We start from the raw sequence: 24,794 nt of genomic DNA, 5'->3' as shown, positions 1-24,794 counted from the left end.
GCATAGCCCCTGGCACCTCAGGAATTCCCCGAACTCACGTACAACCCTCACGCCCCACCGCGAGTCTCCTGATCGCCGCCAACCGCACGTGAACCCGAGGACAACTCCCGGCCAACACGGACGGCCCACGGCACCCCCAATGACTGCGATGCCCCGCCAGGCATCCCGCATGCAGCAGGAGAACCCGCATGCACAAGCACCACCTGCGACTCGCCCTCGCGACGGCCACCGCGGCCGCGCTGACGGGCGGTCTGCTCAGCGTCGCCGTCTCGACCGCGACCGCCGCCGACTCCGCGCACGTCCCGGTCGCCGACTTCAACGGCGACGGCATCGGTGACATCGCCGCCTCGGCGTACGGCGCCTATGTGAGCGGACGCGACAGCGCCGGTCAGGTCGTGGTCCTGTACGGCACCGCAACCGGCGTGTCGTCCGCCAAGCGCAAGACGATCAGCCAGAACACCACCGGCACCCCGGGCACCGCCGAGACCGGCGACGGCTTCGGCGCCGAGACCGCGTACGCCGACTTCAACGGCGACGGATACGACGACCTCGCCGTCTCCGCCCCGTGGGAGAAGGTCGGCACCGACACCAACGGCGGCGGCGTCGCCATCCTGTGGGGCTCGGCGAGCGGCCTCACCGGCAGCGGCGTCACCGTCGCGGACCCGGCGCCCTCCGCGCACGACTACTGGGGCAAGGACCTCGCCGCCGGCGACTTCGACGGCGACGGCAAGGCCGACCTGGCCGTCGGCAACTCCTCCAGCACCATCCACGTCTTCAAGGGCGGCTTCAACGCCTCGGGCACCGCCGGCGGCCGATACACCATCAAGCCGCCCATCTACAACGGCTCCAACGACTTCCCCTACGGCCCGCTGAGCCTCACCGCCGGCGACGTCAACGGCGACAAGCGCACCGACCTCATCGTCGACGGGTACGAGACCCAGACCGACTACGGCTGGAACACCAACTACTACGTGCCCGGCACCGCGAGCGGCCTCAGCGGCTCCTCCGCCCAGGCCCTCAAGCCCGGCATCATCACCGCCGTCGGCGACATCAACGGCGACGGCTACGGCGACATCGTCAGCGGCGCCGGCTGGGACAGCACCACCAGCGACGGCACGCCCGTCCCGGACGCCGCCAACGGCGGCAAGGTGAACATCACCTACGGCTCCGCCTCCGGACCCGCCACCACGGCCGGCATCACCCAGAACACCGGCAACGTCCCCGGCACCTCGGAGAAGGGCGACGGCTTCGGCTGGGACCTGGACCTCGGTGACATCAACGGCGACGGCTACCAGGACCTGGTCGTCTCCTCCCCGACCGAGGACATCGGCGGCGTCACCGACACCGGCCAGGTCACCGTCCTGTACGGCTCCGCGAGCGGTATCGACACCGCCTCCGGCATGCAGGGCTTCGCCCAGAGCACCCCGGGCGTCCCCGGCAACGACGAGAAGAGCGACTTCTTCGGCGCCGACGTCAAGCTCGACGACGTCACCGGCGACGGCAAGGCCGACCTCGTCATCGGCTCGTACGAGAACGCCGGCAACGGCGGCCTGACCTACCTGCCCTCCAACGGCACGAACATCACCACGTCCGGCTCCCGCTCCGTCGCCCCCAGCGACTCGGGCGTCTCGACGACCGGATCCCCGCAGTTCGGCGCGGTCTTCGCGGACTGAGCGAACGGACAGACAGCGGGCGGGTCGGTTGGCCGTACGACGCTGACGTGGTCGTACCGCGCTGATGTCGTCGTACGCCGCTGATGCCGTCGTACGGCACTGACGTCGTCGTACGGCCGACCGCCGCCCGCCCCACCCCGCCGGGCCCGCCCGTCCCCACGGGCCCGGCTCCCCCTACGCCTCCCGGGAGAGACCGACCTTGCGCAAGCGCACCCTCCTCCTCGCCGCCGCCCTCACCACGGGCCTGCTGTCCGCCCTGCCCGCCACCACCGCCTCCGCCGCCCCCTCGGGCCTGGCCGGCGACTTCAACGGCGACGGCTACCGCGACGTCGCCATCGCCGCGCCCCTCGCCAAGGTCGCGGGGAAGAGCAACGCCGGCTACGTCGGCGTCGTCTACGGCACCGCGAGCGGCCTGGACACCAGCAAGCGGCAGATCATCAGCCAGGACACCAGCGGCATCCCCGGCGTCCCGGAGTCGTCCGACCACTTCGGCGAACGCCTGACCACCGGCGACCTCGACGGCGACGGCTACACGGATCTGATCGTGGGCGTGCCCGGCGAGCAGATCGGCTCGACCGACGACTCCGGCGCGCTGACGGTGATCTGGGGCGGCTCGACCGGCCTGAAGACCGCCACCGACATCTCCTCGCCGCTCCCCGAGAACCGCAACGCGCTCGGCTGGTCCGTCGCCGCCGGCGACTTCGACGGCGACGGCGACACCGACCTGGCCGCGGTGAACCTCGCGTTCCCCGAACTGAACCTCTTCAAGGGCCCGTTCACCCGCACCGGCGCCGCGACGGAGCTCGTCGGCATCGACACGATGGAGCAGACCGGCATCAACGCCGACAAGCTCGTCGCGGGCGACGTCACGGGCGACGGCAGGAGCGACCTGCTCGTCATGGGCCAGGAAGAGATCACCGACGGCTACCGGACCCGCAGCGTCCTCTACAAGGGCTCGGCCTCCGGTCTGACGGCCGGCAGCAAGGTCGCGGGCGGCTACGACGCGGTCATCGCCGACGTCGACAAGGACGGCTACGGCGACATCGTCACCGGCAACTTCATGGAGAAGTCCACGGACGAGCCGAACGGCGGCCTCGGCGGCGCGATCACCGTGACGTACGGCGCCGCGGGCGGTCTCAGCACCCGCACCCCGGTCCGGATCACCCAGGACACGGCGGGTGTACCGGGCGCGTCGGAGAAGAACGACGCCTTCGGCTGGAGCCTCGCGGCCGGTGACACCAACGGCGACGGCTACGCCGACATCGCGGTCGGCGTCGCGAACGAGGACCTGAGCGGGAAGACGGACGCCGGTTCGGTCGTGGTCCTGCGCGGCTCGGCCACGGGCCTGACCGGCAGCGGCGCCAAGTCGTTCTCCCAGGACACCAGCGGGGTGCCCGGCACCGCCGAGTCGTACGACTACTTCGGCCACTCGGTCTTCCTGACCGACTCCAATAAGGACGGCCGCGCGGAGCTGATCTCCGGCGCCCGGGGCGAGAACGACGGCGCGGGCTCCGTCTGGGTCCTGCGCGCCACCTCCACCGGCATCACGGCCACGGGCGCGAAGTCCTTCAGCAGCACGACGCTGGGCGGCCCGTCGGGCCTCGCGTACTTCGGCGACGTACTGACCGGCTGACACCCCCGCTCCACCCCGCGCGCCATACACCACGCACCCCCACACACCGGCCCCCCCCACCAGGAGAACCCACATGCTCCGGCGCAACCGCCTCCACTCCCTGGCGCTCGCCACGGCCACCGTCGCCGCCGCCCTCACGGCCGCCCCGCTGCTCACCGCGGCCCCGGCCGCCGCAGCGCCCGCGAAGTACGCCGACGACTTCAACGGCGACGGCTACCGCGACCTCGCGAGCGCCGCGCCGTACACACCGGTCGGTGGCAAGACGGACGCGGGCGCGGTCGTCGTCAACTACGGCTCCGCGAACGGCATCAGCGCCACCCGCCGCACCGTGATCACCCAGAACACGGCCGGCATCCCCGGCGCAGCCGAGCAGGGCGACCGTTTCGGCACCTCCCTCACCTCCGGCGACCTGAACCGCGACGGATACGCCGACCTGGTGATCGGCGCCAAGGGCGAGAACGCCGAGGCCGGCGCCGTCGTGATCGTCTGGGGCGGCAGCAGCGGCCTGGCCGGCGGCCAGGTCGTGCCCGACCCCGCCCCCTCGGCCCACGACGAGTACGGCATGTCCCTCGCCGTCGGCGACTTCGGCGGGGACGGCCGGGCCGACCTCGCCGTCGGCAGCACCGGCAGCGACGTCTGGATCCACAAGGGCGGCTTCACCAAGGCCTCCGGCGCCGCATCGCGCTCCGAGCTCGCCACCGACCTCCAGCCCGGCAACAGCCTCTACGGCGCCCAGAGCCTCGCCGCCGGCGACGTGAACGGCGACGGCATCGACGACCTGGTCATCAGCGGCAACGAGGCGGAGACATACGAGGACGGCACCTTCGTCTACCTGGGCTCCGCCACGGGCCCCACCCGCCAGACGTTCCTGCGGAACGGCGCCTGGGAGCTGGCGGCGGTCGGCGACCTCAACGGCGACGGCTACGCCGACGTGGTCACGTCGACGTACGGCGACGACGGCGTGACCAGCATCGGCGGCTCCGTCAACGCCTACCTCGGCAGCGCGGACGGCGTCCGCACCCGGCCGCAGGCCACGATCACCCAGGACACCCCGGGCGTCCCCGGCTCGGACGAGGAAGGCGACTACTTCGGCAACGCCCTGTCCATCGCCGACATCAACGGCGACGGCTATGCGGACCTGGCCGTCGGCGCGCTCCACGAGGACGTCGGCACCGCCAAGATCGCCGGCGCCGTCACCGTGCTGCGCGGCTCGGCCACCGGCCTGACCACCACCGGCGCCCAGTCCTTCACCCAGAACACGGCCGGCGTCCCCGGCACCGCCGAGTCCGCCGACCGCTTCGGCGCCTCGGTGCGCCTGTCCGACCTCAACGGCGACGGCAGGGCGGACCTGTCCGCCGCCGCCGACGGCGAGAACCACCCGGCGGGCGCGATCTACAGCCTGCGCGGCGCGGCGTCGGGCGTGACCACCACGAAGGCGGTCAGCTTCGGCCCGGCCGCGGTGGGCCTGCCCTCGGGCTACCTGCGGCTGGGGCAGGTCATGCTGCGCTGACGCCATCCCTCACGACCCTGATGTACCACGGAGAACGGCCCCGCCCCTCCCCCTAAGGGATGTCACAGCTCGGCCGCAAAGCCGGGCCCGAACCGCTGGGCCCGGCACGCGGATCTCCGGGACCAGGTACGTTCGAAGACGTGGCTGGATTCAGGATCGGACGGGGCAGCCGGAACAACGGCACCCCGCAGACGCGCCCCCAACAACCTCCGTACGGGCAGCAGGTGCCCCAGGGACCGTCGGGCGGCTATCCCCCGCCGCCGCAGCAGCCGTACGGCGGCTCGGGCGGCGGCGGTGGCGGCTGGCCGCAGCCCAACGGCGGTGGCGGCTACGCCGGTTACGGCGCCGGAGGGCACGGCGGGCAGGGCGGCCACGGTGGGCACGGCGAGCCGGAGTACTTCGGCGACGGCGACTACCCGCACGGCCCGGGCGGCGGCGCCCCCGACCCGTACGCGGCGAACAACCCGGGCCACACCCAGGCGTTCTCGGTCGGCGAGGACCCCTACAGCCAGGGCCAGACCTACCAGGCCGGAGCGGCCCCCGCCGGCCCGATCGGCCCCCGCCTGCACTGGAAGGCGCTGCTCCGGGGAATCGTCCTCTCCCCCTCGCAGACCTTCCTCCAGATGCGGGACTACACGATGTGGGGCCCCGCCCTGATCGTGACGTTCCTCTACGGTCTCCTGGCCGTGTTCGGCTTCGACACCGCCCGCGAGGACGCGATCAGCGCGACCCTCTCCAACGCGGTCCCGATCGTCCTGACCACGGCCGTGGCCATCGTCCTGTCGTCCTTCGTCCTGGGCGTGGTCACCCACACCCTGGCCCGCCAGCTGGGCGGCGACGGCGCCTGGCAGCCCACGGTCGGCCTCTCCATGCTGATCATGTCCCTCACGGACGCCCCCCGCCTGATCTTCGCGATGTTCGCCGGCGGCGACGCGACGTTCGTCCAGGCGCTGGGCTGGGCGACGTGGGTGGCGGCAGGCGCCCTGCTGACCCTGATGGTCTCGAAGTCCCACGACCTGCCGTGGCCGAAGGCGCTGGGCGCGAGCGCGATCCAGCTGGTCGCGCTGCTGTCGATCGTGAAGCTGGGCACGTTCTGATCCCGGCCGAACCGCAACATGAGAGGGCCCCCGGCACCAACGGCCGGGGGCCCTCTCTCACGTATGTCCGCCTCTGCGCACCGCAGTGGACCTCAGTGGACTCAGTGGACTCAGTGGACTCAGTGCACCTCTGTCCGCGTCTCTGCGCCTCTCTGCGCGTCTCTGCGCCTCTCTGCGCCTCTCTGCGCCTCTCAGGCGTCGAGCACCTGACCGGCCCGCTTCACGACGGGCGGTTCGACACTCCACGGGAAGTTGATCCAGTCATCGGTGCGCTTCCACACGTACTCGCACTTCACGAGGGAGTGGGACTTCTCGTAGATCACGGCGGACCGCACCTCGGCGACATGATCGAGGCAGAAGTCGTGGACGAGCTTCAGCGTCTTGCCGGTGTCGGCGACGTCGTCGGCGATCAGCACCTTCTTGTCGGTGAAGTCGATCGCGTTGGGGACGGGGGCGAGCATGACGGGCATTTCAAGCGTCGTCCCCACACCCGTGTAGAACTCGACGTTCACCAGATGAAGGTTTTTGCAGTCGAGGGCGTAGGCGAGCCCGCCGGCGACGAAGACGCCGCCACGGGCGATGCTGAGCACGATGTCCGGCTCGTAGCCGTCGTCGGCGATGGTCTGCGCGAGCTCGCGGACGGCGGCGCCGAACCGCTCGTAGGTGAGGTTCTCGCGCACCTGCGTGTCCTGGTCAGCCATCCCGCCACTCACACCTGGGTCCGGTGGAAGTTCTGGAAGGACCGGGAGGCGGTGGGCCCGCGCTGCCCCTGGTACCGGGATCCGTACCGCTCGCTGCCGTACGGGAACTCGGCGGGCGAGGAGAGCCGGAACAAGCACAGCTGGCCGATCTTCATGCCGGGCCAGAGCTTGATGGGCAGGGTGGCGAGGTTGGACAGCTCAAGGGTGACGTGCCCGCTGAACCCCGGGTCGATGAACCCGGCGGTGGAGTGGGTGACGAGCCCGAGCCGCCCGAGGGAGGACTTCCCCTCGAGCCGCGACGCGAGATCATCGGGCAGCGTGATGACCTCGTACGTCGAGGCGAGCACGAACTCCCCGGGATGCAGGATGAACGGCTCATCGCCCTCGGGCTCGACGAGCCGCGTGAGATCCGCCTGCTCGATGGAGGGGTCGATGTGCGGGTACCGGTGGTTCTCGAACACCCGGAAGTACCGGTCCAGCCGTACATCGACGCTCGACGGCTGCACCATGGATTCGTCAAAGGGATCGATCCGTACCCGCCCGGCGTCGATCTCGGCCCGGATGTCCTTGTCTGAGAGAAGCACGCCCCGAGGATACGCAAGGCGCGCGGAACGACCACAATCGTGACCGCCCGCGCGCCCGCTGCTACTGCTGTCGCTACTGCTCTCGCTACTACTGCCGCTACTGCTGTCGCTCCCGCTACCGCTTCTCCAGCTGCACCGGCACCACACTGCGGAGCCGGGCACACCGGGGACACCGGACGAGCCGGCCGGGGCCGAGGCGCTCGGCCTGCTGCATCGGGAACGAAGCGGTGCTGAACACGTGCCCATCGGCACAACGGACGACGGTGCGCTCCATCAAGTCCTTTGAGTCCCTTCCCCAAGAGCCGCGCCAGGCTGCTGCCTGCCTGACGACGAGAGGCCACATTACGGGATCAAAGGGACGGCCCTCCAGACGGCACTCCGCCCCCGCCCGGACCCTCTCCCACCCCTCCACCGTACGCCCCAACTCCCGCCCCCCGCACCCGTATCCCACCCGGACCGCACCCCTGAAACGCACTCAGGCCCCAAGGCGTCAGCGCCCGGGGCCGGAGATGAGGTACAGTGACGAGGCGATCGGACACCGCCTCCGGATCTTCCCGAAGCGGGTGTCTTACGCGGGTGTAGTTTAATGGTAGAACATCAGCTTCCCAAGCTGAGAGCGCGAGTTCGATTCTCGTCACCCGCTCCAGAGAAAAACCCCAGGTCAGCGGCCTGGGGTTTGTTTGTCGTCCAGTCCATTTTGGGGCGGCGTCATTTCACGACCGAGACCCCCGGCGAGTCTCGAACAACATCCGCTCGCCCAAGGTCAATGGACTTGTCATTCCGGCGGGCCGTGGACTGGGCGGGCAGGTTCTCGTCGAACGCCGCCCGCTGTGGGTGAGGGACTACACGCGGGCGGCGACCATCACCCACCATTTCAACCCCGTGGTGCAGGCCGAGGACGTCGGCGCCATGATCGCCGTACCCATGGTCCACGGGGACCGGCTGCTGGGCGTGTTGTACGGCGCCAACCGGTTCGCGGCGTCGTACGACGACCGGGCGACACAGCTCTTCGAGCAGGCCGGTGCACGAGCGGCGGCCGCGGCGGTCGTCGCCGAGCGAACCCGGCATGCTGCCGAGGTGGCGGTGCACGAGGAGCGACGGCGGGTGGCCCTCGATCTCCACGACACCGTCGGGGCCATGCTCTTCACCATCGGCGCCGGCATCCGCGGTCTCCTCGCCGAACTGCCCCCGGGGGACACGCTCCACGGTCGACTGAGCGACCTCGAACAACAGGCGGCCGAAGCCGCAGCCGCACTGCGCGGGTCGCTGCACGCGCTGAATGCTCCGCCGGACCGGGTCGCGCTGGGGGTGGCCCTGCGCGGCGACTGCCGGGCCTTCCAGGAACGTACCGGCATCGTCGCCCGGCTCATCACCGTCACCGAGCTGCCGCCACTGCCGTCAGCGCATGCCAGAGCGCTCACCGACACGGCGAAGGAAGCACTGTTGAACGTGGAGAAACACGCCCGGGCTCGATCCGTCGTGGTCAGTGTGTTCGCCGCCTCCAAGGGGGTCACCGTGCAGATTGCCGACGACGGTGTGGGCCTCCCTCCTGCCGGACGGACACGTGAGGGGCTGGGCGTGGCCGCCATGTCCGAGCGTCTGGCACGGGTGGGCGGACGGCTGAGCACGGGCCGCAATGAGGACGGCGGAGTCACCGTCCAGGCGTGGGTTCCCGTATGAGCACGGAGGGGATGGGCCTGATTCATTCACGGCCTGGGGCCCGCTTCAGTCAGCCAGCGCTCGAACCCACTCGGGAATGACGCGTCCGGTTCCCTGAGTACGACAGGAACACCCACCACCTGGCGAGTGCCGGCCGGCGTCACCGCAAGTCGACTGTTCCGGCCCGGGATGAGCTGTCCACCGTCCGACAGGACGAACTGGAAGTCCGCGGCCCAGTCATCGGCGGCCTCGGTGCACGGACGCATTTCGAGCTCGAACACTTTTGCCGAGTCCAGGCACAGGCCCGGGTCGGCATGGCTGCGCAGCAGCCCGTCCGGGCCCAAGTCCCACAACTGGGTGGCCACGGGCGCGCACGTGGAGGTCACCGCGGTGGCGCCCGCGACCGCGTCACGGTTCCCGATGTCGAGGCACAGACCGGTCGCCACGTTGTGCAAGCGGGCGTTCAGGACCGGGGTCGGCCGGTTGCCGGCGGGGGTGGCTTGGGGGGACGTGGCCTGCGTGGGGGTGGATTCCGCCGTCCCGGCATCGGCCCCGGGGCCGGTCGGGGAGCCGCTGAGGAGGATTCCGGTGACTGCTCCTATGAGGACCCCCGAGGTGATGACGATCCCGCCGAAGAGGAAGCCCGCTCGGCGACGAGCCGCCCGTCGAGCCCTGCGCATCCTGGCGCGGGCCACTGGCGTGTACAAGGGCCGGGCTTGTGGCGGCGCATGGGATGCGGGCACCGCCGTGGACGCATACGAGCGTCGGGCTCGGCAGAGGGTGAGGTAGTCCTCCGCGCCGAAGCCCAGCACCGCTTCGGCGAGCAGCAAGGGCAGGCGCTCCGGTGTCTGGTCGAGCTGGTTCGTGGCGGCTCGGCAGTACGCGCATTCCGTCAGATGGTGGTGCAGGTCCGGCACGGCCTCCGTGACCTGACTGCGGTCGGTGGCGACGTCGATGAGGCGGTTGTAGCGGCGGCAGTCCTCCTCGGGCGCGAAGTCGAGGTGGGCCTGACGGCACACGGCACGTAACCGGGCGCGGGTACCGCGAAGTTTGGCGCGGGCCGTGGCCAGGTCCAGTCCGGCATGGGAGGCGGCCTCCGCAAGGTCCTCCGCCTCGACTTCGGTGTGCCACAGCAACGACCGCAGTTGTTCCGGAAGCTGCTGGAAGCCGTGGAGGAGCAGATGCCGCTCGCGCCGCAGGACCATCGCGGACGGCTCCTGCCCGTCCGCCTCGGTGCGCAGGCCCTCCCGCAAGTCGAAGCGCCGTTCGTCGGCGTCCCACTCCTCAGCGGTCTCGATGACGGCGCCGAGCAGATGGCAGCGCCACGGGAAGGTCGGCCCGGCCGCGCTGTCGAGCTGCCGCCGGAAGGCCGCCTGCGCGAGGGCCTTGGCGGCCTGGGGGGAATTCGTGCACAGCGTCGCGTACTCCAGGACGGGCGCCCAGTGCCGGGCGAGCAGCTCCGTCACGAGAGGGGAGACCCTCGCCGGCCGCGGTCCGGGACGGAGCGGGTGGGAAGGCCGTCCCTCGACGTCGACGTCGACGCGTCCCCCTCGGAGACCGTCGGCGGGCACCGGCTGCACCGAAACGCGCTCGGTGTCGCCTTGGCCGACCTGCATAGTGCGTTTCAGAAGCATCCGAGCCCCCGTCGCCACGTCACCCTCTGCTACCCGGGGCGATCTTGCGCCCGTCGGTGACTGTGCGGAAGCTCCAGCCGGAGGTCTCCATCCGCAGACGGACACCGTCCCGTTGCACGTTGCACGCGGCACCTCGCACGGAGAGGGCCCCGCGCGGTTCTATCCCCCGCACGGGGCCCATGGTCGGGTGGACGGCCTTTCGCAGCCGTCCCCCGGTCCGCCGTCCCGCCCTGGTTCAGACGGGCCGTGTCGTGAAGATCGCGGCCGCGCCAACTCCTCACTGGCGTCCTGGACTGCGCGACGCGACCGATACGCGGGGCTGCGCGGACTGTTCGCTGAAGCCCTCGCAGAAGCATGCGAGCTCGGCGAGACCCGGGCCGACCTCAACCTCGAAGACGCGGCCGGCGCCGTCATCGCCGTCATGGACGGCCTCCAGGCCCAGTGGCTGTTCGCCCCTGAGTCCGTCGACATGAGCGCTGCCACGGACCGTGTCATCACTGCACTCCTGGCCGACATCACGGGCAAGCACACCTGACGCGTCGAGGGAGCGCGGCTCGTCGGCGAAGCGGGCCATCCGGCCGGCACCGAGATCCAGCGGCGTCTCAGGGCGCCCCATGGAGGTCAGGCCGACGGTCGATCGGAAAGCTCACGCTTGAGGATCTTGCCTGTCGCGGTCATGGGCAGCCCGTCCCGGAACTCGACGATCCGCGGGTACTTGTGGCACGCCATGTTCTGCCGGCACCAGGCCACGATGTCGGCCTCTGTGGCCGTGGCTCCGGGTTTGCGGATCACGAAGGCTTTGACCTCCTCACCGTGGCTGGCGTGGGGTACGCCGACCACTGCCGCGAGGCTGACGGCCGGGTGGGTGAGCAGGACTTCCTCGAGTTCGCGGGGGTAGACGTTGAAGCCGCCGCGGATGATGAGGTCCTTGGTGCGGTCGACGATGTAGAGGTAGCCGTCGGCGTCCCGCCTGCCGACGTCGCCCGTACGGAACCAGCCCTGCTCGTCGATGGCCTCCGCCGTCGCGTCCGGCCGGTCGAGGTAGCCCTTCATCACGTTGTGGCCGCGGATCCGGATCTCACCGGGCTCGTCGACGTCTGCTTCCGTGCCGTCGGTGCGGACGACGCTCACCTCGACGCCCCACGCCGGAAAACCGATCGAGCCGGGTTTGCGGGGCCGGTCGATGCGGTTGAACGTGGCGATGGGGCTGGTCTCGGAGAGTCCGTAGCCTTCGAGGATGGGCACGCAGAAGCGCTCCTCGAAGCCCTTCAACACCTCGACGGGCAGGGCCGATCCGCCGGAAACGCCGAGACGCAGGTTCTCCGCGATCGCGGCCAGGTCGGATCCGGTGACGTCCTCGCAGTTCAGCAGCGCCCAGTACATCGTCGGCACACCGGCGAAGAAGGTGATGCGCTCGCGCACCATGGCCTCGATCGCCGCGCGGGCGTCGAAGCGCGGCATCAGCATGATGGTGGTGGCGGTCGCGAATCCCGCGTTGAGCTGCGCGGTCTGCCCGAAGGAGTGGAACAACGGCAGCGCCAGCAGTTGGACGTCGTCGGGCACCATCGCGAACAGGCGGCTCGCCATCAGTGCGTTGTGGACCATGTTGCTGTGTGTCAGCTCGGCACCCTTGGGGGCGCCGGTCGTGCCGCTGGTGTAGAGGATGACCGCGGTGTCCGTCTCCGCCGTCTGCACGGTGTCGAACGCGGCGGGCATCCCGTCGGTGAACTCCGCGAGCGTCGTCGTCCCCGGGTTCTCCTGCCGGGTCGCACCGGAGGGCGTGCCGGGCAGCAGCACGAACTGCTCACAGCCCGGCGTCGACTCGAACGCCCGCAGCCCCGCCTCAGCGATGGGCAGTTGCTCCGTGCCCTCGAAGCAGAAGTAGGCGGTCGCTCCGGAGTCCTGGAGGTGGTACGCGATCTCCCGCTCGGTGAGCAGGACGTTCAGCGGTACGACGGTCGCGCCGGCCTTGAGGATGCCGTAGTAGACGATGGGGAAGTACGGCAGATTCGGGCAGCTCAGGGCCACCCGGTCGCCGGGTCCGATGCGGTGGGCCGACAGTGCCGCCGCGACCCGGTTCGCCTCGGCGTCGATCTGCGCGTACGTCAGCCGTGTGCCCCCCAGCACCACGGCGTCGCGGTCGGGCGCCTCGCGTGCGGTGTTTTCCAGCAGGACGGCGAGGTTGAGCATGGGTGTCTCCTCGGAGGAAGCGGTACGGCTGTGTGGCTAGCGGGCCGTGAAGAAGGAGCCCGGGTCGCCCGGGGTGGTCCTCTCGACGCCGGGCCCCGTACGCGAGATTCCGGTCGAGTTCTCCACGGCGACGCGGTGCTGGAGGTCGGCGAACTTCCGGACATCAGGCTGTCCGCGGTCGAGGAAGGAGCCGAGCCAGCCGAGCAGGAACCCGAGGGGGATGGAGGCGATTCCGCAGTACCGGAGCGGGAAGAGGGCGAAGTCCGAGTTCGGCAGCAGCGAGGTGGCGCTCCCTGACAGGCCGGGCGAGAGGGCCCACAGTGTCAGGCTGGAGACGAGCCCTCCGTAGAGGGTCCAGCACGCTCCCCTGCTAGTGAATCCGCTCCAGTACAGGGTGTACAGCAGCGCGGGCAACACGGTCGACGCGGCGACGGCGAACGCCAGCGCGACCAGGGTGGTGACGTTGATGTCCTGGGCGTACATGGACAGCGTCGTGGCGATCACGCCGATCAGGACGGCCGCGATTCGGGCGAGGCCCACCTCCCGGCTCTCCGGTGCCCGGCCCTGCCTGAAGGCAGCCTGGTACAGGTCGTGCGCCACGGCGGCGCACGCGGCGAGTGTCGTCCCCGACACCACCGCGAGGATCGTCATGAAGGCCACGCAGGAGATCACGGTCAGCAACACCGTGCCGCCCAGCTGGTCCGCCAGCAGGAACGTGGCGGTGTTGCCGCTCGGGCTCTCACGCGTGATGCGGGCCGGTCCGACCAGGGCTCCCGCCCCCAGGCCGATGACCGCGGCCATCAGGCAGAACGCGAGGGTGAGGAGAGCCGCCCAGCGGACCGTTCCGCGCGCCGCGCGCGCCGTGGGCACCGCACTGATGCGCATCAGCAGATGGGGCAGTCCGGCCGCGCCGAGCACGATGGCCAGCTGCAGACTCAACCCGTCGACCCTGCTGACCGCATCGCTCCCGACGGCAGCCCCGGGATTCAGGAACCGGTCACCGGCACCACTGTTGACCGCCGCCCGGTGCAGGACCTCGCCCGGGTTCCAGCCGGCCTCGGACAGCACCCCGAACGCGAGGAGCAGGCCACCGCCCACCAGCAGACCGGCCTTCAGCACCTGTACGACGGTGGTGGCCCGCATGCCGCCGATGGCCACGTAAAGGATCATCACGAAGCCGAGCGCAGCGACCATGCTCCGCTCGGCCGCCACCCCGGTCAGACCCAGCACCGGTGCGGCCAGGGCGCCGGCGCCGACGAGTTGGGGGATGAGGTAGAGCAGGCAGATGACGAGCGTGGCCAGGCCGGCGGCCGCGTGCACCGGACGCGGGTTCAGCCGCCGTGCCAGGCAGTCCCCGACCGTGAAGCGGCCCGTGCTGTGGTACGGCTCGGCGATCAGGAACTGGATGACGATCCAGCTGACGACAGGCCCCAAGAGGAAGATCATCATGCCGTCGTAGCCGGTCAACGCCACCAGACCCGGCGTACCGAGAAGGGTGGCGGCCGACATGTAACTGCCGAAGAGGGCCAGCCCGGCCCGGGCCGGGGACAGCCGCCGGTCGCCGAGGTAGAAGCCGCCGACGGCGCCGTCGGCGCCGTCTCCCGAGATGACCAGCACGGCCAGGAACAGCGCGCAGCAGACGAAGGGCGCGAAGACGGTGAAGACGTGGAAGGAAGGGGCGGCCATCAGTTCGAGGGCGAGGCTCATCGGGCACCCCCCGCATGGCGCTTCAGCTCCTCGGTGACGGGGTCGACGTGGGCGGCGCAGTAGCGGGCGTACCAGCGAACGGCGGCCGCGGTGGCGGCACACAGCGCCAGGCCACCGGCGAGGCCGACGGACAGCCGGCCGACCAGGACCATGCCCATGAACTCCGGTGCCAGGGCGGCGAGTACGGCGTTGAGCAGGAAGAGTCCGAGGACAGCGGCCGTGACGGGCCGAACCGGCCCAAGCCGTCTGGCGCGCAACGCGAGCAGGTCGGCCACGGGGTCGTCGACCCGCTCGTCCCGGCGATTCCAAGGCTCCGCGCCTCGTTCGTGCCAGGGATCGCGGTGGTCGGGATATGGGGTGGCGCCATGTGTCATGAGGGCTGCGTTTCCGTCTGGGGCGGCTGGCCTGGGGTACCGACGCATCCTGGGCGGGCCCGAGGACGCCCGACAGCCCCATGCGGAGGTCTCCAAATGGAGATGGCGTCCGGAAACGGAACCAGTGACCATGGGAAAGTAAGGGCCGAGCAGGGAGGTGCCCGAGCATGACTGGTCTGGTGGGCGGACAGCATCGACAGCCGCTATCTGACGAGCTGTTCGAGCTCACCGAGGGTTACAGGGAGATCCTCGCCCTGCTCGACGGGCCCGCCGCGATGCGCCGGATCGTGGCGACGGTGCCCACCGTGTGCGGCGCGGACACGGCCTGGGTCGGCGAACCGGAAGGCCCGGACGAGATCGTCCTGAGGCATCCCCTGAACGTGCGGACCGACAGGGTGGACGGGCTCGTGGTCCCCGTCGGCTGTGGTCTGGGCGGCCAGGTCCTCGTCGAGCGCACACCGAAGTGGGTGCGCGACTACCAGCACGCCCAGAGCATCACCCACCACTTCAAGTCCGTGGTGGAGGCCGAGGGCATGTCCTCGATGATCGCCGTTCCGATGGTCCACGAGGACCGGCTGCTCGGCGTGCTGTACGGCTCCAACCGCTACGCGGCGTCGTACGACGACCGTGCGACACAGCTCTTCGAACAGGCCGCTGCCCGCGCGGCGGCCGCGGTGGTCGTCGCGGAGCGGGCCCGGCACGCCGCCGAGATCGCGGTACACGAGGAGCGTCGACGGGTCGCCCTCGATCTCCACGACACCGTCGGGGCCATGCTCTTCACGATCGGCGCGGGCATCCGCAGGCTGGCCGAGGAACTACCCCCGGGGGACGCGCTCCAGGGACGGCTCAGCGACCTGGAGCAGCAGACGGTGGAGGCGGCAGCCGCGTTGCGCACGTCGCTGCACGCGCTGAACGCTCCGCCGGACCGGATCGCCGGCTGTGTGGCGCTGCGCGGCGACTGCCGGGCCTTCCAGGAGCGCACCGGCATCATTGCCCGGCTCATCACGGTCACCGATGTGCCGCCGCTGCCGCCGGCCCACGTCAGGGCGCTCGTCGCCGCGGCGAGGGAGGCCCTGCTGAACGTGGAGAAGCACGCCCAGGCGCAGTCCGTCGTGGTCAGCGTGTTCGCCGGCAGGGGCGGGGTCACGGTGCGGATCGCCGACGACGGAGTGGGGCTTCCGACCGGGAACACTTCGGAAGGACTGGGTATGCAGGCCATGTCCGAACGACTGGCACGCGTGGGCGGACGCCTGAGCGTGGGCCGCAACGAGGACGGCGGCGTCACGGTACAGGCGTGGGTCCCCGCATGAACCGGGAGGAGTCGGGTCAGCAGCCCCTGACCCGGGAGACGACAGACGACCAGGAGAAAGTGAGCGTCCTGGTCGTCGACGACCACCCCATCGTCCTGGACGGCGTCACGGTGGCCCTCAGCAACACCCCGTGGATCGCCGTCGCGGGATTCGCCCGCTCCGGGAGAGAAGCCGTCACCGCGGTCGAGCTGCTGCGCCCCGACGTCGTCCTCCTCGACCTGCGCCTGCCCGACATGCTCGCCCCCGAAGTGGTCCGCGAACTACGCGCCCACCGCCCCGGCGTCAAAGTCGTGATCTTCACCGCGTATCCCGAGCACGCCGCGCTGAACGCGGCCCTCGACGCCGGAGCGCACGCGGTCATCCTCAAGGACACCGAGCGATCCGATCTGGTGGACACCATCCGGCGAGTGAACGCCGGCGAGCGCGTCATCTCCACCAGCCTCGAACAGGACGTGAATGTCCTGCTGGCCAAACGGCTCAGGGAGCGCGGACTGACCCGCCGCGAGTACGACATCCTGCGCCGCATGGCGATGGGCGAGACGAACCCGGAGATCGCCGAGGCCCTCGGCCTCACCCGGAACACAGTCAAGACGTACGTGCAACGAACACTGGAGAAACTGGGCGCCCGCAACCGCATCGAGGCGCTCACCCGCGCCAACGAATGCGGGATCCTCTAGGTCGTGTCCGCAAAGTCCCGTCGTCCGCCCGCAGGCGGGACTTCGCGGACACGGCCTAGAGCCCCGGCTCTTCGTAGGGATTGCTCACGGGGGGCGTGAACGCTGCTGAAGACGCCCAGACCGAGGCCGCGCAGCCTGGCCTCCACCAAGACGTCCAGGATGTACGGAGGTGCGTGTCATGGGGCGTCCCGAGAGACCGGTGGACCCGGCGGCGGGACCCGTTCAGCGGCTCGCGCATGAGCTCAGGGAGCTGCGGAAGGCCGCCGGAAGTCCCTCGTATCGGACGATGGCCAAGGCGGCGGGCTTCTCGGCGACCGCCCTGTCACTGGCTGCCGCCGGTGAACGGCTGCCGTCCCTCGCCGTCGTCCGGGGTTATGTGCGCGCCTGCGGGGGCGATCCCACCGAGTGGGAGCTGCGCTGGAAGGCCGCCGAGGCGGAGGCGACCGGTGCTCCGGTGGAGGACGTCGAGGATGCGCCCGCGCCTTACCGCGGTCTGGCCCGGTTCGAGCCGGACGACCGGCATCTGTTCTTCGGCCGGGACCGGATGGTCGACGAGGTCGGGGAGCTGGTGTGCGAGCACCGGTTCGCGGTGCTGTTCGGCCCCTCGGGGAGCGGGAAGTCGTCCCTGCTGCGGGCCGGGCTGATCCCCCGGCTGCAGGAGGAGATCGCGGCCCGCGGCGACGCGGCGGCCCTGCGGATCCTCACCCCCGGAGCCAGGCCCGCCACGACGTACGGCCATCTGCTGAACCCTGCCGAGCACGAACCGGAAGGCTGGGTGGTGGTGGACCAGTTCGAGGAGGTCTTCACCCTCTGCCGCGATCCGCAGGAGCGTTCCCGCTTCGTCGACCTGCTGCTCGCCGCCCGCACCCCGGACAGCAGACTGCGCGTGCTCGTCGCGGTACGCGCCGACTTCTACGCCCGCTGCGCCGAGCACCGCGGCCTCGCGGACGCCCTGCGCGGCGCCGGGCTGCTTCTCGGCCCCATGACGGCGGAGGAACTGCGGGCGGCGGTGACCGGACCGGCCCGGGCCGCCGGGTGCCGCGTCGAGCGGACGCTCACCGCCCGCCTGGTGGAGGAGGTTCTCGACCAGCCCGGCGGGCTGCCGATGCTCTCGCACGCCCTGCTGGAGACCTGGCGCCGCCGCAAGAGCCGCATGCTCACCCTCTCCGGATACGAGGCCGCCGGCGGGGTGCGAGGTGCGATCGCCGCCACCGCGGAGGAGGCGTACGGCGACCTGTCACCGGCCCAGGCGCGCGCGGCACGGCAGCTACTGCTGCGGATGGTGGAGCCGGGCCAGGGCACCCCCGACACCCGCCGCCCCCTGTCCCGCGCGGAGTTGGATGAATGGGATGAACCGGATGTACCGATGGTGGTGGAGCGGCTGACCCGGGCCCGGCTGCTGACCGCCGATGAGGACGGAGTCCAGCTTGCCCACGAGGCGCTGATCACCTGCTGGCCCCGGCTGCACGGCTGGATCGAGGAGGACCGCGAACGGCTTCGCCACCACCGGATGCTCGCGGACGCGGCCCGCGCCTGGCTGGAACACGACCGAGATCCCGGCGCGCTGTACCGGGGCACCCGCCTGGCCCGCGCCGAGGAGCTCTTCCCGCACTGCGACACGGACGCGGCGCTGACGATGACGGAGCGGGCCTTCCTGGCCGCCGCGCTGGACGCCCGCGAGGCGGAGCGCAAAGCCGCTGCCCGGATCAGCCGTCGGCACCGGCTCCTGACCGTGTCGCTGTCCGCCGTACTGGCCGTAGCCCTGCTGACGGCCGTCGCCGTCTGGGACGTATACAAGGACAACGAGCGCCAGCAGAACCAGGAAGCGGCCCGCCAGGTCGCCGACGTCGCAGACGCACTGCGCACCACCGACCCCCGCACCGCGCTGCTGCTGGGCGCGGCCTCCTGGCGCATCGCCGAGCTGCCCGAGACCCGCCGCGCCCTGCTCGGTTCCCTCGCCCAGCAGGAGACGGACACCTTCACCGACCCCGTGCCCGGCGATTCCGCCTGGCGTTCCCTCTCCGCCTCCGGCCGCACCTTGATGAGCCCCGCCGACCGCACCTGGCGCACCTGGGACGTGAGAACGCGCCACCGCACCGGCTCGGGCCGGCTGCCGGACGGCCTGGTGCTCGGGGCAAGCCCGGACGTGCGGGTGCTCGTGATCAGCCGCCCCGACGGCATACGGCTGTGGGACACCGCCACCGGGCACTGGACCGGCGGTCCGGACCCACTGCCGCAGTTCACCGACGTCAGCTTCAGCGGCGACGATCGCACCTTCCTGGTCACCGAGGGCGACCGGGTGCGGCTGCGCTCGCTCGTGGACGGCCGCGTGCTGTTCGAGGCCCCGGCACCGGGCATCACGGTCACCGCGCTCAGCGCGGACGGACGGCGCGCGGCCGTCTGCTCCGGCGGGCAGGCCCCGCAGCTGTGGGACATCCCCGGCCGCCGTGCCCTGCCCGGCGACTGGCAGAAGGACCGCATCTGCGACGCGGACGCGAACACGACCGTCCTCGCGCTGCGCGGAGACCGGCTGGCCGCCGCCTCCGACACCGGGCTCCGGGTCTGGGACACCAGGACCGGCCGGCGGATCGCCGAACTCGACGGCAACGTGGTGCACGAGGTCTCCTTCAGCCCGGACGGCGCCTTCCTGGCGACGGCCGACCGCGAGGAGATCCAGGTGCGGCGGCTGACGGCCCCCGAATCGCCCGTCTTCCGGCACTCCCTGCACAACCAGCGCCCCTACAGCGGCCTTGCCTGGGACCGGGACGGCCGCACCCTGCGCTACCTGGAGGGCAACACCGTCCACACCCTCGACCTCGGCCCGGCGGTCACCCCTTCCTGGCGCGGCACCCCACTGGACGGGGTGTGCTTCAGCCCCGACGGCCGTACGTACGCCACGGCCCAGCGTTCCGGCGGCCGTTACCTCTTCCAGCTCCGCGCCACCGCCGACGACCGGCTGATAAGCACCCTGCCCCCGGTGAAGGTGCCCGTCCCTCGCGATCCCGACCCGAGGATCCCTGACGACCCCCTCGCTCTGCTGGCGTTCAGCCCGGACGGCACGGCGCTCGCGTACGGCGTCTCGGAGCCCGGCCGGGAGGTCGTCGCGCAGTCGTTCACGGTGTGGGACGTCGCCCGTCACCGCGTCCGCTCCACCATGGTTTTGCCCGGCGACGCGGTGGTGAAGACCGCTCTCGGACCTGGTGGACGCACCCTGTACGCCGCCCGCTCCTCTGTCCGGCCCGGCGGCGACCTGTACGGCGAGGCATGGGACACCGCGGCTCGCCGCAGGACGGCGGTGCTGCCGGAACTGGCCGGCGTCCACCTGGCCGTACGCCCCGACGGCGGGCTGCTGGTCGGTGATGCACGGTTCGCCAGGCTGCCGTCGGCCGAGGTCGCGAGCCGCGACCTGGTGCAGGGTGCGCATGTGGGCGCGGTGGGGTTCTCGGCCGACGGCTCGTTGCTCGCGGTCGGCGACGACATGGGCAGGGTCGCCCTGTGGGACGGGACAGCGAGCCGGCGCGCCGGTGTGCTGCGCGACGTCTTCCCGGCACCGCTCGGTGACCGCCCGCAGGCGGTGAACGCGCTGGCCTTCAGCCCCGACGGCCGGACACTGGCGGTGGGCGGCGACGCGGGCAGCGTGCAGCTGTGGGACGTGGCGACCCGCCAGCCCCTCGGCAGCCCGCTGCCCACGCCCGGCGACGGCATCGAGTCCCTGGCCTTCTCCCCCGATGGCACGACCCTGTACGCGGGCAGCCTGCACGCGCCGCGCCAGCGGTACGACATCGCTCCCGAATGGGCGATCAAGCGGGTCTGCGCCCGGGCGGGCACCGACCTGACGCGGGAACAGTGGCGGACGTACGTGCCGGACGCGCCCTATCGGCGGGCCTGCGGGGTCAGTGCGGGAGCCGGGGAGTGATCTGCCGGGCCAGCGAGACGAGGCGGTCGGCGCCCTTCGCCCCGGCTGTCTCCGCGAGGGTGAGCACCCAGACCTTGGAGCCCGCGCGCCACACCACGTAGGCGACGTCCTGCTTGGGCTGCACCACCTGGACGGTCTCACTGAACGCGCCCTGCCCCAGGCCGGTGACCTCGGTGACCTTCACATCGCGCATGCCCGCCGACGCCGGGTCGCGGACCAGGTTGTGCGAGGCGGAGACCTCGGCGTCGTAGGAGCGTGCGGACGGGTTGAGGGTCAGCATGGCCGTCCCGTCACCGGAGGTGTAGCTGCACGAGTCCGGAGCCGTGCCCTTGTCGGGCGCGAGGCGGGGAGCTTGCTTCGGGTCGGTCAGCACCTGCCGGGCGGCGGACCGGTCGAGGACGGTGCACAGGTGGGAAGGCGGCAGGGTCTTGGGCGAGGAAGTGACGGCGGGGGTGGCGGTGGGCTCGGGCGAGACGGTCGTCACCTGACCGGCCCCACTCGGGGACGCAGCGGCGTCCGACGATGCGTTGCCTGAGGAGCAGGAGGCCAGCAGAGCGCACAGGACGGCGGCGGCTGCGGGAAGGGCGGTGCGGGGGAGGCGGCGCGAGTGCACGGCTGGGGTTCCTCACGAGTTCGGAGGTCGAACGGGCAGGGGCCCGGCCCCGGTGCAGGTGCAGGGACACCGGGGCCGGGCCGGCTTGGGGGCGTCAGTTCCAGATGTTGTAGGTGCCGTAGTCGTTGACCTTGAGGTTGGCCTGCCAGGTGCCCCACTCGTGGTTGCCGTCCCACCAGTACCGCTCCTCGCCCCTGCCGCAGCCGGAGTGGTCGGTGCGGAAGGCGCCGACGAAGGTGCCCTTCGTCCAGCGGCGCTCCACGACCTGGATCGGCTGGGCGTACTGGCCCGGGTTCAGATTGGTGCTGAAGCTGAAGGTGGTGGACGTGGAGCCGTTGCGGCCGTAGGAGGGGGTGATGCTGGCCAGCACCTGGTTGAGCCACGGGACGGGGTTGCTGACGCTGACGCCGACCGACCACTGCCAGCCCGTCGTCTTCGTCTCGTCCCAGCGGTAGCCGCAGCCGGGTGAGTTCGTGGGGCAGCGGAAGGTGGGTCCGCGCCACACCCAGTCCTGGTAGGTGTTGGCGGCCTGGGTCTGGGGCTTCGCCCAGGTGGTGTCGCCCTTGCGGATGTCGTAGCCGTCCGGCTTCCAGCACCAGGTGTCCGCCGAGGCGGAGCCGGGCGAGGCCAGCAGGATGAGCGGGGCGAGACCCAGGCTCAGCACCGGCGCCGGCCAGCGGCGGTTCCTGCGCTTCTTGTTCACTGCGGGCTCTGCTGCGGGGGTCGTCAGAGCGTGGGGACGCACTTGGGTGGCTCCTTGCGGGGAGAGCGGCAATGGGGGGAGAGGGTCCGGTGGTGCGAGCGGTGTACGGCGGTCAGTGCCTGTTGACGACGATCAGGTGGTACTGGTCCTCGGTCGAGCGCCAGTCGCCCCACCAGTCGTCGTTCTGGCTCCATCCCTCGCAGCTCCCGCCGCGGTAGGCCGTCAGCAAGACCTGGTCGCTGTTGGAGAACCACACGCTCGGGTAGTAGCTCGTCTCGCCGGGCTGGTTGCCCTGGAGGCACCGGTTCCACCGGTGGCCGTTGGGCTCGGTGACACTGATACGCCAGCTGTGCGCGTCCACGCTGTGGTTGGAGATCGCGACACAGGCGGTGAAGACGGGCGAGTTGCAAGCGGCGTGCGGGATGGGACGAGGCGGAGGGAAGGTGGCGGCACCAGCCTCAGTGGCGGTCAGGGTCAGCGACCCACCCACCATGGCGGCGACGGCCAGGGCGCCGGCGAATCTCGTGCGGAGTGAACGGGACATGGCCCCGCTCCCTTCTGTCCGGTTGGGTTCAGGCACAACCGAATCTCCGGGCCGCGGAGTTGATCAGGGAGTCGAAGCCACCGACTAATCAATACCGAGAAGCCATCCGCGCACCTGATCAACGGGTTGGTCTGGTCGAACGGGGCCCTGATCCGGGTGATCGCGTTGCGGTTGGCGCATACAGGCAGAGCTTCGCCGCAGCTCGGGGGTTATCGAGGTCAACGAGCACCGGGAGCCCCTGTTGCCGCAGCCCGGGGTGAAGGCTCGACGCGCAGCGGACCACGTACACGGGAAACGGCGTCGACGTGTGCAGTCGCGATGCGGCCACTCAGTCCGCCTGCGAGCCGAGTCATGCCGAGCCCGAAAGGCGCCTGCTGACCCAGTCGGCTCATCCATCACCGCGCCGTGCCCACAGCGTGCCCTTAAGAACGGACAACAGCGGTCGACAACGGTGCGAACCTCGCCTCACGAAGCCGCCACCAAGCTACACAAGCGCAGGTCAACAGCCAGGTCGCTGTCCAAGCGCCGTCGCTTCCCAAGCTGAGAGCGCGAGTTCGATTCTCGTCACCCGCTCCGTGATGAAGCCCCAGGTCAGCGGCCTGGGGTTTGTTTGTTGTCCAGGCCACTGTCGGGTGGCCCCCCCCGCGAGGTTGTGCGGCCCGAGCTCGCTCATTGCCGGCCCGTCCAGCGCTTGAGGACGAGGGCAAGGTCGTCCTCGTCCGGTTCGAGATCCCCTTGCTTGTGGGGCTCCCGCTCCCCGGATGGCCATCCAGGTGTCCAACCCCTGGGAGACGGCCGCTGTTTGAGGGCCGGCGCTACGACGGCGGCTTTTGCTCACTCTGCGCGGCCTGCAGGTCGGCCAGCAGCTCGGCCTGCCCGGCGAGCACTCCGGACAGGATGGTCCGTGCAACCCGCAGAAGCTCCGCGACCTGCGGACTGGTCAGCGAGTAGTACACGGTCGAACCCTCCTTGCGGGTCTTGACCAGATTCGCTCGCCGCAGCACCGCCAGCTGCTGGGACAGATGTGCGGGCTCGATACCCACCTCGGGCAGCATCTCCGCGACCGCGTGTTCACGTTCGCTCAGCAGCTCCAGAACCCGGATACGGGCCGGATGGCCCAGCGTCTTGAAGAACTCGGCCTTCAGTTGGTACAGCGGCGCACTCATCGTGCCGTCCCCTCCCCGACACAACGACACGGCCCCTCCGGCCGGCGCTCGGCGCATCGCATCCACCCGCCCCCACCCTTCGGGCGGGGGCACCCCCATCTCGCTTCGCTCGTCAAGAACATGCGGACCATCCTCGCCTGCGGTACCGGCCACGCCGAACCCGGATGCGAGTAACCAAGCCGCTCGAACCGAGCCAGCGAGGAGCACGCCTGCACCGTCGTGCCGGCACACGTGGACAGCCTCCCGGGACGTCGCCCCGGGCGCTCGGCACAACAGGGTGTCGGATCAGACCTTCTTCACGACGCTGGACTTGAGCTGCATCGCGCCGAACCCGTCGACCTTGCAGTCGATGTCGTGGCCGTCCACGCCGTCGACCAGGCGGATGTTGCGCACCTTGGTGCCCGCCTTGATCCCGCTCGGGCTGCCCTTCACCTTCAGTGTCTTGACGACCGTCACGGTGTCACCGTCGGCGAGCACGTTGCCCACCGCGTCCTTGATCATCCTGCTTCCGGTGGCGTCGTCCACGGACTCCACGGAAGGTGACCACTCGTGCCCGCACTCCGGGCAGACCAGGAGCGCGCCCATCTCGTAGGTGTAGGCGCCGGAGCATTCGGGGCAGGGGGGAAGGTTGTCACTCATGGCACGGGTGTCTTTCAGTCAGTGAGCGGATACGGGGGTCAGGTGGGCCAGCCGTCGGTGCGCCACGCCTGCTGTGCCTCGTCGGGAGGCGACATGTGCCGGGAGTGGACCGAGAAGGCAGTGGCCAGATCGCAGTGGACGGGGATGTCCGGGCAGTCGGCGGGCGGGACGAGCGAGCCCTCGGCGGGGATGGCGGCCAGTTCCAGGCTACGACCCGCTGCCGCGAGGCGGCGTGCGGTCTCGGTGATGGCCAGCTGGCCTTCCACGGACCAACCGCGCAGTTCGGTCAGGTCGAGGATGACCGGTCCGGTGCCGCGGGCGACGACCCAGCCGACCGCGCCGCCGAAGCGACGGACCGCCGCCGGGCCCAGGTAGCCGGCGACGGAGAGCACCCCGAAGTCGTCCTCGACGGTGTAGCGCCACTCGATGGTCATGACGGTGAACTTCCTTGTGCGTGCGGCCCG

The 24,794-nt window shown here is 70.9% G+C and carries 21 protein-coding genes and 1 tRNA gene; 10 read left to right on the top strand and 12 right to left on the bottom strand.

Annotated elements, in window-relative coordinates:
* Nucleotides 1–188: 188 nt before the first annotated feature.
* The 4 genes from ACIBAG_RS12775 to ACIBAG_RS12760 all read left to right on the top strand — a co-directional run bounded on the left by ACIBAG_RS12775 (nucleotide 189) and on the right by ACIBAG_RS12760 (nucleotide 5,913).
* Nucleotides 189–1,673, top strand: coding sequence for an FG-GAP and VCBS repeat-containing protein (locus ACIBAG_RS12775; RefSeq protein WP_399104101.1), 1,485 nt, complete (start codon nucleotides 189–191; stop codon nucleotides 1,671–1,673).
* A 199-nt stretch (nucleotides 1,674–1,872) separates the two neighbouring features.
* A complete protein-coding gene (locus tag ACIBAG_RS12770) occupies nucleotides 1,873–3,306 on the top strand; it encodes an FG-GAP-like repeat-containing protein (protein ID WP_399104099.1) in 1,434 nt (477 codons plus the stop codon).
* Nucleotides 3,307–3,379: 73 nt separating this feature from the next.
* Nucleotides 3,380–4,816, top strand: coding sequence for an FG-GAP-like repeat-containing protein (locus ACIBAG_RS12765; RefSeq protein ID WP_399104097.1), 1,437 nt, complete (start codon nucleotides 3,380–3,382; stop codon nucleotides 4,814–4,816).
* A 59-nt stretch (nucleotides 4,817–4,875) separates the two neighbouring features.
* Nucleotides 4,876–5,913: a Yip1 family protein gene (locus ACIBAG_RS12760; protein ID WP_399104095.1), complete on the top strand. Its 1,038-nt coding sequence runs from the start codon at nucleotides 4,876–4,878 to the stop codon at nucleotides 5,911–5,913.
* 191 nt (nucleotides 5,914–6,104) lie between these two features.
* Here the strand turns inward: ACIBAG_RS12760 and ACIBAG_RS12755 are convergent, their stop codons facing one another.
* Both ACIBAG_RS12755 and dcd read right to left on the bottom strand, forming a co-directional pair.
* Nucleotides 6,105–6,614: a phosphoribosyltransferase gene (locus tag ACIBAG_RS12755; RefSeq protein WP_399104093.1), complete on the bottom strand. Its 510-nt coding sequence runs from the start codon at nucleotides 6,612–6,614 to the stop codon at nucleotides 6,105–6,107.
* 8 nt (nucleotides 6,615–6,622) lie between these two features.
* Nucleotides 6,623–7,198 carry a dCTP deaminase gene (gene dcd, locus ACIBAG_RS12750; RefSeq protein WP_399104091.1) on the bottom strand — a complete coding sequence of 192 codons (576 nt, stop codon included), beginning with the start codon at nucleotides 7,196–7,198 and terminating at the stop codon, nucleotides 6,623–6,625.
* A 572-nt stretch (nucleotides 7,199–7,770) separates the two neighbouring features.
* Here dcd and ACIBAG_RS12745 point away from each other — a divergent pair.
* A tRNA-Gly gene (locus ACIBAG_RS12745) sits at nucleotides 7,771–7,844 on the top strand.
* Nucleotides 7,826–8,878: a GAF domain-containing protein gene (locus ACIBAG_RS12740; protein WP_399104517.1), complete on the top strand. Its 1,053-nt coding sequence runs from the start codon at nucleotides 7,826–7,828 to the stop codon at nucleotides 8,876–8,878. The genes ACIBAG_RS12745 and ACIBAG_RS12740 overlap by 19 nt, the downstream gene beginning before the upstream one ends.
* Nucleotides 8,879–8,904: 26 nt before the next feature.
* Here ACIBAG_RS12740 and ACIBAG_RS12735 read toward each other — a convergent pair whose 3' ends face one another.
* Nucleotides 8,905–10,323 carry a ricin-type beta-trefoil lectin domain protein gene (locus tag ACIBAG_RS12735; RefSeq protein WP_399104089.1) on the bottom strand — a complete coding sequence of 473 codons (1,419 nt, stop codon included), beginning with the start codon at nucleotides 10,321–10,323 and terminating at the stop codon, nucleotides 8,905–8,907.
* On the opposite strand from ACIBAG_RS12735, the gene ACIBAG_RS12730 reads away from it, so the two are divergent.
* Complete coding sequence (locus ACIBAG_RS12730) at nucleotides 10,265–11,026, top strand: TetR family transcriptional regulator C-terminal domain-containing protein (RefSeq protein WP_399104087.1); 762 nt, start codon at nucleotides 10,265–10,267, stop codon at nucleotides 11,024–11,026. The genes ACIBAG_RS12735 and ACIBAG_RS12730 overlap by 59 nt on opposite strands.
* An 86-nt stretch (nucleotides 11,027–11,112) precedes the next feature.
* On the opposite strand, the gene ACIBAG_RS12725 is transcribed toward ACIBAG_RS12730, so the two are convergent.
* Genes ACIBAG_RS12725 through ACIBAG_RS12715 form a run of 3 tightly spaced genes read right to left on the bottom strand, consistent with a single transcriptional unit; the run spans nucleotide 11,113 to nucleotide 14,762 of the window.
* On the bottom strand, nucleotides 11,113–12,681 hold the full coding sequence (locus ACIBAG_RS12725; RefSeq protein ID WP_399104085.1) for a long-chain fatty acid--CoA ligase: 1,569 nt from the start codon (nucleotides 12,679–12,681) through the stop codon (nucleotides 11,113–11,115).
* Nucleotides 12,682–12,717: 36 nt separating this feature from the next.
* Complete coding sequence (locus ACIBAG_RS12720; protein WP_399104083.1) at nucleotides 12,718–14,388, bottom strand: cation acetate symporter; 1,671 nt, start codon at nucleotides 14,386–14,388, stop codon at nucleotides 12,718–12,720.
* The gene (locus tag ACIBAG_RS12715) at nucleotides 14,385–14,762 is read right to left on the bottom strand and encodes a DUF485 domain-containing protein (RefSeq protein ID WP_399104081.1); all 378 of its coding nucleotides are present in this window, start codon (nucleotides 14,760–14,762) and stop codon (nucleotides 14,385–14,387) included. Before ACIBAG_RS12715 ends, ACIBAG_RS12720 begins: the two co-directional genes overlap by 4 nt.
* 167 nt (nucleotides 14,763–14,929) lie before the next feature.
* Between ACIBAG_RS12715 and ACIBAG_RS12710 the strand changes: the two genes are divergently transcribed.
* From ACIBAG_RS12710 to ACIBAG_RS12700, 3 genes are all read left to right on the top strand, one after another.
* On the top strand, nucleotides 14,930–16,072 hold the full coding sequence (locus ACIBAG_RS12710) for a GAF domain-containing protein (RefSeq protein ID WP_399104079.1): 1,143 nt from the start codon (nucleotides 14,930–14,932) through the stop codon (nucleotides 16,070–16,072).
* On the top strand, nucleotides 16,057–16,749 hold the full coding sequence (locus ACIBAG_RS12705) for a response regulator (RefSeq protein WP_399104077.1): 693 nt from the start codon (nucleotides 16,057–16,059) through the stop codon (nucleotides 16,747–16,749). Before ACIBAG_RS12710 ends, ACIBAG_RS12705 begins: the two co-directional genes overlap by 16 nt.
* 178 nt (nucleotides 16,750–16,927) lie before the next feature.
* Nucleotides 16,928–20,665, top strand: coding sequence for a hypothetical protein (locus ACIBAG_RS12700; protein ID WP_399104075.1), 3,738 nt, complete (start codon nucleotides 16,928–16,930; stop codon nucleotides 20,663–20,665).
* On the opposite strand, the gene ACIBAG_RS12695 is transcribed toward ACIBAG_RS12700, so the two are convergent.
* The 6 genes from ACIBAG_RS12695 to ACIBAG_RS12670 form a co-directional block, all read right to left on the bottom strand.
* Nucleotides 20,643–21,278: a hypothetical protein gene (locus ACIBAG_RS12695; RefSeq protein ID WP_126393741.1), complete on the bottom strand. Its 636-nt coding sequence runs from the start codon at nucleotides 21,276–21,278 to the stop codon at nucleotides 20,643–20,645. The genes ACIBAG_RS12700 and ACIBAG_RS12695 overlap by 23 nt on opposite strands.
* 94 nt (nucleotides 21,279–21,372) lie before the next feature.
* Nucleotides 21,373–22,023 (bottom strand): hypothetical protein, encoded by a 651-nt coding sequence (locus ACIBAG_RS12690; RefSeq protein ID WP_399104072.1) that lies wholly within the window; start codon nucleotides 22,021–22,023, stop codon nucleotides 21,373–21,375.
* 70 nt (nucleotides 22,024–22,093) lie between these two features.
* Nucleotides 22,094–22,525: a hypothetical protein gene (locus ACIBAG_RS12685; RefSeq protein ID WP_399104070.1), complete on the bottom strand. Its 432-nt coding sequence runs from the start codon at nucleotides 22,523–22,525 to the stop codon at nucleotides 22,094–22,096.
* A gap of 815 nt (nucleotides 22,526–23,340) precedes the next feature.
* Entirely contained in the window at nucleotides 23,341–23,691 is a 351-nt protein-coding gene (locus ACIBAG_RS12680) for an ArsR/SmtB family transcription factor (protein WP_399104068.1), read from the bottom strand.
* A gap of 285 nt (nucleotides 23,692–23,976) precedes the next feature.
* Nucleotides 23,977–24,330 carry a zinc ribbon domain-containing protein YjdM gene (locus ACIBAG_RS12675; protein WP_399104066.1) on the bottom strand — a complete coding sequence of 118 codons (354 nt, stop codon included), beginning with the start codon at nucleotides 24,328–24,330 and terminating at the stop codon, nucleotides 23,977–23,979.
* Between the two features lie 38 nt (nucleotides 24,331–24,368).
* Nucleotides 24,369–24,764 (bottom strand): anti-sigma factor antagonist, encoded by a 396-nt coding sequence (locus ACIBAG_RS12670; RefSeq protein WP_399104064.1) that lies wholly within the window; start codon nucleotides 24,762–24,764, stop codon nucleotides 24,369–24,371.
* Nucleotides 24,765–24,794: the final 30 nt, after the last annotated feature.

Origin of the sequence: Streptomyces sp. NPDC051243, from assembly GCF_044455405.1 — a bacterium.
Classification (GTDB): Bacteria; Actinomycetota; Actinomycetes; order Streptomycetales; family Streptomycetaceae; genus Streptomyces.
Note: the sequence above shows the minus strand (reverse complement) of the source record. Positions and strands in the feature narration are given on the sequence as shown.